Below are 13,915 nucleotides of genomic sequence, written 5' to 3'. Positions count from 1 at the left end.
TGCCTGACAAAATTCCATAATTACCGGCTGTCTCATAATTATCGGTCCAACAAGGCGTGTTCTTATTGATCGCGCCTTGTTGGACTCTCACTACTAGCAATTATGATTCAACTAAACAATCCTCATGAAAGTAAATCACTTCGGTAAGGATTTTATAACCTTGAATTCTCTTGAAAGCTTCTTTTGCCTCTTTTTCATTGTCAAACTCAAATATTTTGATGTCGTTCTTTAAATGGACAGTGATGATCCACATGAAAAATTCCCTCCAATTAAAAGATTCTTTTTTTACCTCTTTTCCATAGATTGATAGAGAATTTTTCCTTTTACACCCAGCCGCGGAAACGGGAAGCTTCAGCCGGCTTTTTGATTCCAACCATATAAGCCGCTAAACGCATATCCACTTGATGAGCCTGTGATGTTTGATAAATGTTTTCAAAAGAATCGACCATTACTTTTCGCAGTTTTTCTCCCACTTCTTCCTCTGACCAATAATAGCCTTGATTATTTTGAACCCATTCAAAGTAAGAAACAGTGACACCCCCTGCACTTGCCAGTATATCCGGCACAAGGAGGATTCCCCTTTCATCTAAAATTTTGGTTGCTTCAAGGGTTGTGGGCCCATTTGCTGCCTCCACCACAATCGATGCTTTAATCTGATGAGCATTTTGTGCTGTAATTTGGTTTGAAATGGCAGCCGGCACCAAAATGTCACATTCTCTTTCGAGTAATTCTTGATTCGTTATGACATCTGTAAATAAATTCGTGACAGTACCAAAGCTATCGCGTCGATCCAGCAAATAATCGATATCAAGCCCTTCTGGATCATAAAGAGCACCATGGGCATCCGAGACCCCAATCACTTTCGCCCCGGCATCATGCATGAATTTCGCCAAAAAGCTTCCTGCATTCCCAAAGCCTTGAATCACGATGCGTGCACCTTGTAAATCAATACCTCTTTTCTTAGCCGCTTCTTCAATGCAAATCGTGACGCCGCGCGCCGTTGCCGTTTCACGACCTTGTGATCCCCCTAAAACAATCGGTTTGCCCGTAATGAATCCAGGAGAATCAAATTCCCGAAGGCGGCTGTACTCATCCATCATCCACGCCATAATTTGAGAATTCGTGTACACATCCGGTGCTGGAATATCTTTGGTAGGACCAACAATTTGGCTGATGGCACGAACATACCCGCGGCTTAACCTCTCCAGTTCCCTAAACGACATGTCCCTCGGATCGCAAATAATCCCGCCTTTTCCCCCGCCGTAAGGAAGATCGGCAATGCCGCACTTTAAGCTCATCCAAATGGACAATGCCTTTACTTCTTCTTCATTCACTTCTGGATGGAAGCGGACACCCCCTTTTGTGGGACCTACTGCATCGTTATGTTGAGAACGAAAACCGGTAAACACTCGAATGGAACCATCATCCATTCGAACGGGAATACGTACCGTGAGGATTCTAACCGGCTCTTTTAATAACTCGTACATCTCATCGTTATACCCTAACTTCTGAACCGCCTCTTTTATAATAAGCTGAGTGGAATGTAATAAATCTAACACTTCGCTTTGCTTATTGTCTGGCTTTGGATTGTCATCACTTTTAACAGGGACTGCCACTTTCATTCGTTACACCTCTTATATTATAAGTCGTTTAAATGGATTGTTTTGAAACATCATTTCTCACAAAAAAGCGTAATACTCGGAACAATTACGGTAAGTTCTTATGATTAGTAGATCTTAATCACTTCTTGCCAATCCTTTCAACCTCCTTGTTGTACTATGTTCATTCTATGACAAAAATTTTGAGATTTAATTTATAATTTTATGATTTTTTTATAAATAATTTTTGTATTTTTCTTTCATTTTGTTACATTTATAAATAATATCGAAGTTTTAGTATAGACATTCATGTCACCTAAGGAACTCCCAACAATCATGAATCCTGTAGATAAAGAGAAAGCAGGGGAACGCTTTACGCTTCCCTGCTTTCTCATAAAGTCTCGTTTTCAAATATCATTCATTGTTCAGTCTCAATATGTCATCTGTCCTAATTCTGAAGTCTCAAAATAGCGTCTATAATGTTTTGATCAAGATGCTGGCAATAACGACTGACCCTGCTGTTACAGTTGTAAATCCGCCGATTAACATTGGAGTCAATATTTCATTTAATATCATTTCTTCTTCCTCTTTATTCCTGCCGACACTTCTACTGATTTCCTCACAAACAAGGTAGTCACCGGGGAAACCTACTGTAGCTGTCAATGCAACAGGGAGGCCTTTTAAAGGATCCCATTTAAACAATTTTGAACCTATAAACCCACCGATAAAAATACCCAAAATTCCGACAAACATAATTAGAAAAGTTTCAGGGAGATAACTAATAAACATATCGAATGTAATGTCATTCATAGTGGCGATAATTAAAAATACAAGTCCAGCCATCCCGACTGTAAAAGCATTAGCACGCTCCATAACACGGTCTGGATAAAAACCGATTACTCTCCCGCCAATTCCAAGAGCCAAAGCCCACAAACTATATGGTATGCCGGTAAATTGATCTAAAACCACGGCAATTGCGCCACCGATAAATAGCTGAAAAAGAAGAATTAGATTGGTTTGATATTTTTTCGGAATCCAAGCAGCATTTCGTTCCTCTACTTTTTCTGTATCCATAACGTTTTCTACTCCTGCTTCCAACGCGGAAGCTGTATATGTACCAGCGTCTACCGCGTTCCGAAACTTTAATGCATAACGGCGTAACAAATTTGCAGAAAGAGGCATACCAAACAGTGATTGCAATGATAATATTAAAGCTGATATTGCCACTAGACTTGTCAATCCTACTTCTTTTAGTCCTTCCGAGGTCACAAGAAAGGCTATCACCCCTCCGGTTAGCGGTCCAGTTCCTGCAACGGCGGTTTTATAGTCATACATTAGTGGAATCAAAAGAAGAATTAGACCAGCGCCAAAGATAATTCCCATCAAAGAAATAGCGACGGCTTTCCATTGACTGCGAATCGCTTTGAGAGGAATCAACGTACCCATATGAATAATAATTGGAGCGGTTCCTAATACAATACCAATTTCAATAAATTTCGAATCGCCGACCAGACTCTTTGGTATAATTCCCGTCCAAATTAACAAAAGATACCCTATCAAGGCGACTAGGAACATAGATACCCTTGCTCTTGTAACGATAGAAATAATTTCACCCAAAGCGATTAATGCCATGATAATCATGGCTGCTACGACAGGTTCATGTATCATTTTCTTTACACCCCTTCGCTTACCTATTTTTCGTTAGAAGTAGATTACGAATTTTCTAAATCGATCTATATATTTCCCGACTCCCCTAATAGTCTAAAAGCTGATTGAACAAACAACTCCACACCCATTTCTAAAGCATCTTCATCAATGGTAAAACGCGGATGATGGTGCGGGTAAATAATCCCCTTGTTCTGATTCCCTGCACCAACAAAGATGAAGCAGCCTGGCACTTCATTCGAAAAGGCAGAAAAATCTTCACCGCTCATAAGCGCCGGCAGCCTCATCAAAGTATCTTCTCCCCATACATCCATTATCGTTTCCTCAATTGCTTCTCTTACCTTATCGTCATTTACAACCGAACTGTAGCCAAAATGATAATCGACTTCAAATGACGCATGATGTGCTTCTGTAACTCCTTTAACAATTCGTTTAATTAAACTTGGAACTTGTTGACGAAGTTCCGGATCAAGGCTTCGTACAGATCCGCTTAAAATAGCCGTATCAGGAATTACATTGTAAGCGGTTCCACTTTGAAATTTCGTCACGGATACTACTAGCTTTTCGAGAGGATCGAGATTTCTTGAAACGATGTGCTGAAGGTTGTTGATCACTTGTGATCCGATTGCAATGGGATCAATGGTTAAATGAGGCTCTGAAGAATGACCGCCTTTTCCTTGAATTTTTATATCAAATGTATCACTCCCAGAGGTAGCTGCCCCATGACAAAGCCCAATTTTACCAACCTCAACCGTGGACGCTAGATGGATTCCAATTACTTGATCCACTCCTTCGAGTACGCCTGCTTTTACCATTTCTTGTGCACCGCCCGGAAACAACTCTTCAGCATGTTGAAATAAAAAGCGCACCTCCCCTTTAATTTGATCCTTTAACTGTGTAAGAATCTTTGCCGTACCAAGCAGCATCGCCGTATGCCCGTCGTGTCCGCAAGCATGCATCACGCCTGAATTCTGTGATACAAAGTCAAAATCATTTTCTTCTTCAATTGGAAGCGCATCCATATCTGCCCGCAATGCAATAACCTTCCCAGGTTGCTGACCAATCAGGCGAGCCATCACGCTTGTTTTTGTCGGGCGTGAAATTTCCAACTTACCAAAAGTTTGCAGCGTTTCATAAACAAATTGAGCTGTTTTTTCTTCTTGAAAAGACAGCTCCGGATACTTATGTAAATATCTTCTCCATCCAATCACTTCGTCTTTAACATCCTCCATTAAATTGTGCATCATTGTCATTTGAGACACCCACTTCAACTCCCCTTTTAATTTTGCCTGCGTAACAACTTTTATTTTCGGATACTTTAAGGAAAAAATTCCTTAAATGAAGTATAATATTTCGTGAACTTAATTTCAATGACTTTTTTCGAAATTTCTGAAATATTATCCATCTACTAAATCTAATATTTTCTCACAAAATAAATAAGCACCCTAACTCATGGGTGCTTATAACAATCGATAAATTTTACTTGGCCTTCCACGAGTGGCATAGGCCTCTTTGCCAACGCATTGTGCCAAATCAACTTCGCACATATCGGTCACAATACGCCGTACATTGCGCTCTGTCATCTCAAGATGTGTCGCTAACTCCTTTGTTGTAAAATCGCTCCACCCCATTTTTTGGATGAGAGCCGCTATTTTTTTATACGTTTTTACACTAATATTCCCTTTTTTTAACTTCTCAATAAGGATTTCATTTTGGGTACGGCTGGAAAATTGCAGTTCTTGTTTTTTGCCTGGTGACTCGACGATCTTGCCATCATCTTGAACCATGACAATTTCGCGCTTCTTCATCTCCTTTGAATGTTGAATAGCACGAAAAGCATTGATTTCCGCCGAATAGGCCGTCTCGCCAAATCCAATGCCAACGGCAACGGTCGTATCGGCTTCAAAAGCCAATTTTTGAACGGTATCTTCAAGCGTAGGAAGTTCTCGTTCAATTGCGCCGCGCGAACTAAAAATCATGTACCTTCCGTTTCCTTTCTCTGAAACAGAACCATTTATTTTTTCACCCAGTTGAATCAACATTTCTTTTAGCCGCAGCTCCAAGTACTGTAAATGATAAGGTGTTTTCATTTCCTCTGCCACTCTGTTAAAATATTCAACTTCAATGATTTCCACTCCGATTTGTGTATCTTTAAAGTAGGCAGCCTTTACTTTTTCGACAAGAATCCGAAGCGTTTGTCGTATTTCCATTTTACTCATCGACATCCGGTAAGCTGGAATTCCTTTTTCCCTTAAAGCTTCACACACTGACGGAAAACAAGATAAAGCACCTTCTATCTTTCCCTCATTCCACAAATTTAAGTGAAAATGCAACAATTCATTTGGATCAACATCCACCTCAAACGCTTTCGTATAAATCTTTGGGATGTTCATATTTAGCTGTGACAAAGCTTCTTCGCTAATATTGTTTGTTGACATCGTATCAATACTTAGCTGTTCAATCATTTTTCCTTGTTCATAAATCATCTCTAAAAAAGATTTATAAAGACCCGATTCCGTAGCAGGAACATGGACCATTATTTTATCCGTACGTACCGTTTTTTTCGCGATTTCATATGGAAGTGGACCGGTAAACAGCCATGCATGTACGTAAGAAGTGGTTTCTTGTACAAGATTCTCTACCTCTTCAGTTTTTACATAGGGCAAAGAGATGAATTCCAACTCATGTTTATATTCCTCTGCCAAGTCTAAAATCTGTTCGATAGAAGTTTTTAGACCGACTAATCCGATTTTATACATTATGTATTCAACTTCCTTTATCAATAGAATCTCGGTAAGGATGAGCGAGTGGTTAAAAGATTCCTTAAACCTTAATATTTAGTTCTTCTCCCTTTGAACGATTATTACTATCTCATCGATATTTAATTCTATCTTAAACAATTATGAGGAATGATTGAATCCTTTTCTTTGTTATATTCTCTCTATTTACAAACAAATTGCAAAAAAGAGCATAAACTTCTATAAAATAAAAGGTTATGCTCTTTCTTTAGTAATGATTCCGACTGGATTCGAACGAGCGACCTCTACCCTGTCAAAGTAGAAGTCGCTGCTTACACCTCTATCTCCATCTCCAGCAACGCATAGCTCAAGCTCTTCCCGTGAGTGTCCGTGCTCAAGGAGGTGGTGACTCCTCCAAGTAATGCATGGTGGCAGACGAACTGGAGAGCGGCTATATTCGGGACCTCGTAGCGGACGACATGGCCTTCGACTACTTCTTTTAAATGTTCTTTCACTTTTTCAGAGGTGACTTTTTCACACAGCTTCGGGTAATCCTGTTCATTATACGGGATAAGGGACAGGATCAATGTATTCCCTTTGTCGCCGGCCCGGCTGTGAGCCAAATCATATAACTTTTTCTTCATTCTTCTCACTCTCCCTTATCGTAACAGACGTGTTGATATTGTTTCTTTTGATTAGCGTAGATACAATCCCGACGATTTCATTCGTATATTTGCGGGCTCCGCCTCCCCCGGCCGGTCCGTTCGTATAAAGCGCTTCTACCTCTTCGCCGATTTTGGCCGCCATTTCTTCTGTCAGCGCCCTTCCTGCCACACGAAGCCGGATTTCATAGGCATCATGCTGTCCAAATGTTGTTCGATGAACAGAAGAACTGCCGATATAATCGATTCGAAGATCGGAAAAGTCATCCTTTAGCCGCTCGTACATGACTTCACCGGCAAGCTTTGCCCTGCCCAATGCATTCGTTCCGGCATAAGAAATCTCTCCTTCTCCCATGAATCCGGCATGATAGCCGACACTCACCTTCAGCTTGTCTGGTTTCTCCTTCCCGATACAGCCGGAAACTTCAATATGGTTCGGTGCCGTTTCCCGCAGACGAACCGTTGTAAAATCGGCAATGACATCCGGTGTGATGTATTCATTCGGATTCGTTACTTCATATAAAAGCTGTTCTTTTGCCGTTGCCAGCGAAATCAATCCTCCAGTCCCTTCGATCTTGCTGATGACAGCTGTTCCATCTGAAGCCACATCCGCATACGGGAATCCTAAACGGGCAAAGTCCGGTACATCTTTTTTCCCCGGATCGGCAAAATAGCCCCCGCATATTTGACCACCGCATTCCAGCAAGTGACCGACTACCGTTCCTTGTGCCATCCGGTTCACATCTTCCAATGACCAGCCATAATGATGAACCATTGGGGCGACGAATAAGGAAGGGTCAGCCACCCGACCTGTAATGATGACATCAGCACCCGTCTCTAATGCCGGCAAAATGGCTTCCACCCCAAGGTACGCGTTTGCAGAAATCAATCGTTTAAAAGAAGATAAAGGCTCATTCGTCTCTAACGTTGTTTTATCATTTGAAAGATGCTTTAATACATCGTCACCGGTCACGGCGGCCACCTTTACCGATACTCCGAGACGTTGGGCTATTTCTGTCACCTTTTGTGCGGCACCCACAGGATTGGCCGCCCCCATGTTCGTGATGAGACGAACGTTATTCTTCTTGATAACAGGTAAAAGAAGCTCTATTCTCTTTTCCAATAAAGGATCGTACCCCAATGAAGGGTTTTGCATTTTGCGTTTTTGGGCCAATGCAATCGTTCGTTCGGCCAGACACTCCAATACAAGATAGTCTAATTGTCCTTTTTCTGCTAATACGACGGCAGGCTCCAATCTGTCTCCTGAGAACCCTGCTCCTGATCCGATTCTAATCATGATTATCACCTCAAATAGTTATAGCTCCCGTAATTAGTGCAATAATGGTCATTACAATGGTCGTTCCGAACGCCCATTTAAAAATAAAGCGTTGATGCTCCCCTAAATCGACTCCCGATAAACCGACGAGAATAAAAGTGGACGCTGTGAGCGGACTTAATGGAAACCCGGTCGTCATTTGGCCTAGTATGGCGGCACGTCCGATTTCAATCGGATCAATCCCGAAGCTGACAGCCGCTTGACTTAGAACAGGCAGAACACCAAAATAATAAGCATCCGGCGTAAAGACAAGGCTAAGCGGCATGCTTGTAATGGCTACAAGGAGCGGTAAAAATCCCGCAAGCTGTTCCGGAATAACGGAAACCATGGATGATGCCATCGCATCAATCATTTTTGTTCCCGTTAAAATCCCCGTAAAAATACCAGCAGCAAATATCATCGTCGATACCATCACAACGCTGCTTGCATGATTAGACAGCCGTTCTTGTTGTTCGCTTAAGTTCGGATAGTTTACCAGTAACGCGATGACAAATGCGATGATGAATAAGACCGGCATCGGCAGCCACGTTAAGACCAATGCAACGAGAAGTAAAATCGTCAACATCAAGTTAAACCAAAACAGCTGGGGCCTCTTTCCTTCCACAGCGGCGGCATGTTCCGTCATAAAGTCTTCGTAACCGCCTTTCATATCCATAATCCCCAGTCTTGCACGCTCTTTTTTTCCAAGCCAATAAGCTGAAAACAAGACCCACACAATACCGCCGAGCATAGCAGGCAGAACCGGATTGAATAATTGCGCCGAATCTGCATGAAGTGTCGTCATCGCCCTTGCTGTCGGGCCGCCCCACGGTGCAATGTTCATGACACCTGCCCCTAACGCAACAACGCCTGACAGGATCAACGGATTCATTCCGAGTCTTTTGTAAAGCGGAAGGAAGGCTGAAATGGTAATCATGAATGTCGAAGCTCCGTCACCATCCAAAGCGACAAGCATTGTCACAAGGACGGTCCCGATGACAATCTTCAGCGGATCTCCTTTCACGATGCGAATCATCCGGGAAATGATGGGATCAAACAATCCCGCATCCATCATGAGACCAAAATACAGCACTGCAAAGCCTACCATAATTCCTGTCGGCGCGACTTTTTGGATTCCTTCGAGCATCATGGCTCCGAGATCTGTTCCAAATCCGCTCAGAAGACCGAAAACAACAGGTACAAGAACAAGCGAAACGATAACGGACAGCCGCTTCGTCATAATCAAATACAGAAACGTTCCAATCGTTAAAAAGCCTAATAATGCCAACATCTACTCCAATCCCCCCAATATCCCTTTGTTCATTACCCCTCTGTGTAACCCATTATCTTTCCTGATGCGCATGTTCCCTCCTTTTTCTCCCCATCATGACCTCTACACCCTTTATTAGTTGCAAGACCCATGCCAAAAAAGTCATCATTCCTTTTTCCAGGCCTAATTCATTCAAGATTTCCTTCTAAAACCTTGATTTCTCAAGGATTTTCAAAAAATAAAAAAGAAAGCGCTATCAAAAGATGCGCCCTTTTTTCTCGCTATTGCTTCTTCTCTATTTCTAACTTTTTAGAATAGCAGATTCCACCATTTCACTTATGAAGCCTATTGTTGCAGTACATTTCCTGTGTTTCTAAGTTTTTAGAAATGAAATGAATCGATTTCTAAAAATTTAGAAATCGATTCTATAACGTTTAATTTTGTTATATAACGTAGCAAGCGATATTCCTAACGCCTTTGCCGCTTTTTTCTTTCCTTCAATGTCTGTCCCGAATCGTTTTAACGTATTTTGGATAAATGTACGTTCCGCTTCTTCCATCGCTTCTTGCAAAGTTTGATCGGAGGGACTTTCAGCAGCATCCATCAACTGAATTTGTTTATTTCGTAAGAGCTCGGGCAAATGTTCAATGTGAATTTCAGTTCCTTCCGCCATGCAGGATGCATAATCAATGACATTTTTTAATTCCCGGACATTTCCGGGCCATTTGTATGCCTGCAAAAACTTCAAGGTTTGCCTGTCAACCGTATAGACATTTGAAGAGTGATCAAGCAATATATTCATAGCAGCTGAGTGAAGCAGCGAATCGACAAGGTCAGGGATATCTTCCTTTCGCTCCCGAAGCGACGGAATTTGGAGACGTATGACATTCAGCCGGTAAAGCAAGTCTTCGCGAAATCGATTCTTGTTGACGAGCTGCTGTAAATCACGATGTGTGGCAGCAATAATCCGCACATTAATGCTCCTCTCGATTGTTTCACCGACTCTGCGTATCTTTCTTTCTTGCAATACCCTTAACAGCTTCGCCTGAAGATCGTAAGACATGTCCCCGATTTCATCAAGGAAAAGCGTTCCGTTGTTTGCAATCTCAAACAAGCCGACTTTTCCGCCCTTTTTCGCATTCGTGAACGCTCCATCTCCGTGGCCGAATAGTTCACTCTCCAATAGAGAAGAGGGGATAGCCGCACAATTGACAGGGATAAAGGGTTTGTTTTTTCGGCCGCTTTCATTATGGATCGCTTGAGCAAACAGTTCCTTTCCCGTGCCGCTTTCTCCCGTGATGAGAATGGGCAAATCCGATTCGGCTACCCTTTCTGCCACATAGACCGCTTCTTTTAATCCACCATTTCTTCCGATGATTTGCTTAAACGTATATTTCGCTTGATAGAGAGAGTTCATCTTTTTCTGAAGCTGCTCTAATTTCTCCCCTTTTTTCTTTAACTCCTGTGATAGCTTATGTACTTCAGTCATGCTCTTGCAGACCGATACAGCTCCGATGACTTTTTCATTGACAATGATGGGAGCCATGTCTACGATATATTCCCGATTACTCGTTTTTCGGTAAACACCCACTCTAAACTTTCGATCTATTAAGGTCTCCGGCAATTGGGCACCCGGGCGATAATCCTTCAGCCTCTTTCCAATGATATCGGGAGTTACGCCTGTAATCTGTGTATACTCGGGGTTAATGAACCGAACAATTCCCTGATGGTCGATCACCAGAACACCGTCATGGATGGAAGAAACAATCGCCTTCCACCACTCTATCTGTTCTTCTAAAGGAAAATCCGTTGAATATGTCTCTGATAATTCAGCCATCATTTTGTCCACCCTTTCTGCTTTTATGATCAGCACCATGTTTTTACTGTTCTCGTATGTATTTATCCCTTACCCCATAAATATACAGAATATTGGATTACTTTTGAAGGTGATAAAACCGCTTTTAAGCAAAAGAGTTGGTCATAGTCTTTCTAAAACTCATCACATAACTTTTTACGGACGAGTGAATGGTGATAGGGCTTTACTCCCCAGTGAACCCGATACGGTTTAAAGAAACTAAAAGAAAAAGCCTGTCTTTATGACAGGTCCCTGTTTGGACAATAGATTTTATTACATGTTTGGGTTCATACTTTCGACTATGCTGTAACCATTTTTCTTTCTATAAGCCTTCAGTCCTTTTTTGAACTACTCACGACTGAAGTCACGAGTGTGCGGGCGGGGTTCATCAAAAAAACAAAAAAAAATTACAACAAAAGTTGCAATCTTTTCTATCTAAAATCCTCCCCTTCCCCTATATCTCTTTTATGTAGAAGATTGAATAACGACCTTACATTCTCCTGGTACTCGAACTTGCTTTGCACCTCCCTTTTAATTTGAATATCTATATACATTCCACTTCATAACTCGACACATCTTCCTCTCATGGAAGAATACCACAATCTACCTTATTTAATTATCTGCATTCCACTGCTAAAGATTCAATGGTTCTGCTCTTGGAAGCGGAAAGAATTGATCACCTGGACCTAGGAATCGTAATGCGGCAAAACTTTGAAATCCAGATGTTCTCGAACCGCCATATTGTAGTTTGTTTAACGTCTTGATTCCAAATTCCTCTTCAAATCGAAAAGCAAATCCTCCTTTTTCACCTCGTGAGATTCCTTTTTGAGGGACTCTTTTACTATTTCCCTCCTGTTGGAATAGTTTCCGTCCTTTTTCTTTAGCAGGGCGAACATGAAACAAGACAAACTCTTGCTTCACGGTGTCTTGGAGAGATGACCCTTCCTTTCTTCGTTCTCCTAGAGCAGCGATTTCTTTTTCTTTGATCACTAAGACAAATTCGATTCCTTTCTTCGATTTTCTTTGAAGGATGACTACTTCATCTGTGATGGAAAAAGATTGCAGGGGTTGCTTGCCATTTCCTTTTTTGATTCGCTCAGCTTGAAAGACTCGATATAACGCTTTGCTGCCATTTTCGTCAGAAGAAAAATCGAATGGCGAAATGGACTTCTCAGGTACAAAGTAAACGTCGTGCATCTCCTCGTTTTCATCTAGCTGCACACATAAAGCTAGCGGTTGTCCTCCTCCTTTTCGGAATTTGTCTGATACGTTCAGTTTCACTCCAGGAAAGCTAACAAAGATGTAAGTATGATGTTTCTCTGGTGTTACCGTCAGAACTTCCATACTACCCACTACCTTTCTGGAAACTTACAAGTAACATTTACATCTTTTACCTGTTTTGTACAAATTCCACAAAAGAATGTGATCTCCTACTTTTCGGCACAGAGATTTTATCGCCACTATCTTGTACAATTCGACTGATACTTCTTTCATAGCAAGACACCGGACCCCCCTCCTAAGGTAAAGAACAAAAACTAACGACGTGACGAATGAAGGATTAAAAGCTAAAAAATTAAATTGTAGAGTATGCGACACTAAAAAAAAAGAGGCATCGCACCAACATGCGACACCCCTCCTTAGGAAAGTAAATATGTATCTTAAACGAGCTTCGAATAACTGAAGAAAACCCGAATTCATTTTTATATTACATTATTCGACACGAAAAGACAATATTATTTTGGAAAAATTCCTTTTTTCTGACGAGTTATTCCTCTTTAGAATCAGAGAAATCGGCCTCAAGCCTGCTCATGAACTCCTCTGCAGCGCTGTATCCTTGCTGCCTCAAATACCAGTTATTTGCGGCAGCTTCAATTAAGCCTGCCACATCGCGTCCAGGAACGAGTTGGATTTCAATGGAAGGGATTTTAACGCCCATATATTCCGTATACTGAGGTTCATGTTCCAATTCGTTATTCAAGGCATCTTTCTGCCATTTCGTCAAATTGATATCGAGCGCAATTCGTGTTTCCTCTTGAAAAGCCTTTCGTCCGTATAAGCGGACCACATTCAACAACCCGATACTGCGAAGAGCCAAAAATTCCTTAGTTTTCTGATCATGAGTACCGAGAAGTGTTTGCGGACTAAGCTTCTTTAGGACGACGATATCATCTGCTACCAGCCGGTGTCCCCGGCCAATTAACGTGTGCGCCGTCTCGCTTTTTCCTACTCCTGAATTACCGCGAAGCAAAATACCAATGCCAAATACATTCACACAAACTCCATGCACGGCAATTTCCGGTGCCAATTCCTTTACCATATACGCATCCAATTTGGGAATGAATTCTGACGTCGTCTCAGGTTTATTTGTGATCAATAAGGGTATTTTCTCTTCTATACAATGATGGGTTAAATATGTAAGGTCCTCATCACCAGCTGTCACGATAAAACACGGCGGGTGATAATGGACAATATTCCCGATCCGGATTTTCCGTTCCTCTTTGCTCAACTTATGTAAATAGTTAATTTCTTTTTTCCCTAAAATTTGAACTCGTTCTGTCGGGAAAAAATCAAAATGACCGACAAATTCCAAACCTGGACGATGCACCCGTGGTTGTGTAATCGTTTTCTGCAGCTGATCTTCCCCAGCCAATACTTTCAATGAAAACTTTTGAACCAAGTTTTCAACTGTTATTTTTTTCACTTTCATCCTCACCGCCCTAATAGCCTTCTAAATTTGAATTATACTGAAAAATCATAAAATCGTCATCTTTTTTATGTACTTTCGTTAAATTCATCTTTTATCATCCTGCTC

The 13,915-nt window shown here is 41.5% G+C and carries 11 protein-coding genes; all 11 read right to left on the bottom strand.

Annotated elements, in window-relative coordinates:
- Nucleotides 1-100: 100 nt before the first annotated feature.
- Entirely contained in the window at nucleotides 101-253 is a 153-nt protein-coding gene (locus BK575_RS28455) for an RNA-binding protein (RefSeq protein ID WP_169907667.1), read from the bottom strand.
- Between the two features lie 70 nt (nucleotides 254-323).
- A complete protein-coding gene (locus tag BK575_RS08880; protein WP_078410063.1) occupies nucleotides 324-1,622 on the bottom strand; it encodes a Glu/Leu/Phe/Val family dehydrogenase in 1,299 nt (432 codons plus the stop codon).
- Between the two features lie 450 nt (nucleotides 1,623-2,072).
- Entirely contained in the window at nucleotides 2,073-3,266 is a 1,194-nt protein-coding gene (locus BK575_RS08875; protein ID WP_078410062.1) for a hypothetical protein, read from the bottom strand.
- Between the two features lie 65 nt (nucleotides 3,267-3,331).
- Nucleotides 3,332-4,516, bottom strand: coding sequence for a M20 family metallopeptidase (locus tag BK575_RS08870; protein ID WP_078414713.1), 1,185 nt, complete (start codon nucleotides 4,514-4,516; stop codon nucleotides 3,332-3,334).
- Between the two features lie 207 nt (nucleotides 4,517-4,723).
- On the bottom strand, nucleotides 4,724-6,022 hold the full coding sequence (locus BK575_RS08865; protein ID WP_078410061.1) for a helix-turn-helix domain-containing protein: 1,299 nt from the start codon (nucleotides 6,020-6,022) through the stop codon (nucleotides 4,724-4,726).
- A 311-nt stretch (nucleotides 6,023-6,333) separates the two neighbouring features.
- Nucleotides 6,334-6,645, bottom strand: a complete 312-nt coding sequence (locus BK575_RS08860; RefSeq protein ID WP_078410060.1) for an AtuA-related protein — start codon at nucleotides 6,643-6,645, stop codon at nucleotides 6,334-6,336.
- Entirely contained in the window at nucleotides 6,626-7,960 is a 1,335-nt protein-coding gene (locus tag BK575_RS08855) for an acyclic terpene utilization AtuA family protein (RefSeq protein ID WP_078410059.1), read from the bottom strand. The genes BK575_RS08860 and BK575_RS08855 overlap by 20 nt, the downstream gene beginning before the upstream one ends.
- Before the next feature lie 10 nt (nucleotides 7,961-7,970).
- A complete protein-coding gene (locus BK575_RS08850) occupies nucleotides 7,971-9,269 on the bottom strand; it encodes a CitMHS family transporter (RefSeq protein ID WP_078410058.1) in 1,299 nt (432 codons plus the stop codon).
- 391 nt (nucleotides 9,270-9,660) lie between these two features.
- Complete coding sequence (locus tag BK575_RS08845; RefSeq protein ID WP_235867344.1) at nucleotides 9,661-11,088, bottom strand: sigma-54 interaction domain-containing protein; 1,428 nt, start codon at nucleotides 11,086-11,088, stop codon at nucleotides 9,661-9,663.
- A gap of 648 nt (nucleotides 11,089-11,736) precedes the next feature.
- On the bottom strand, nucleotides 11,737-12,447 hold the full coding sequence (locus tag BK575_RS08840; RefSeq protein WP_078410056.1) for a hypothetical protein: 711 nt from the start codon (nucleotides 12,445-12,447) through the stop codon (nucleotides 11,737-11,739).
- 421 nt (nucleotides 12,448-12,868) lie between these two features.
- The gene (gene hprK / locus BK575_RS08835) at nucleotides 12,869-13,804 is read right to left on the bottom strand and encodes an HPr(Ser) kinase/phosphatase (RefSeq protein WP_139368130.1); all 936 of its coding nucleotides are present in this window, start codon (nucleotides 13,802-13,804) and stop codon (nucleotides 12,869-12,871) included.
- Nucleotides 13,805-13,915: the final 111 nt, after the last annotated feature.

The organism is Priestia abyssalis, from assembly GCF_002019595.1.
Taxonomy (GTDB): domain Bacteria; phylum Bacillota; class Bacilli; order Bacillales; family Bacillaceae_H; genus Bacillus_BA; species Bacillus_BA abyssalis.
This window is presented reverse-complemented; position numbering and strand designations above follow the sequence as displayed.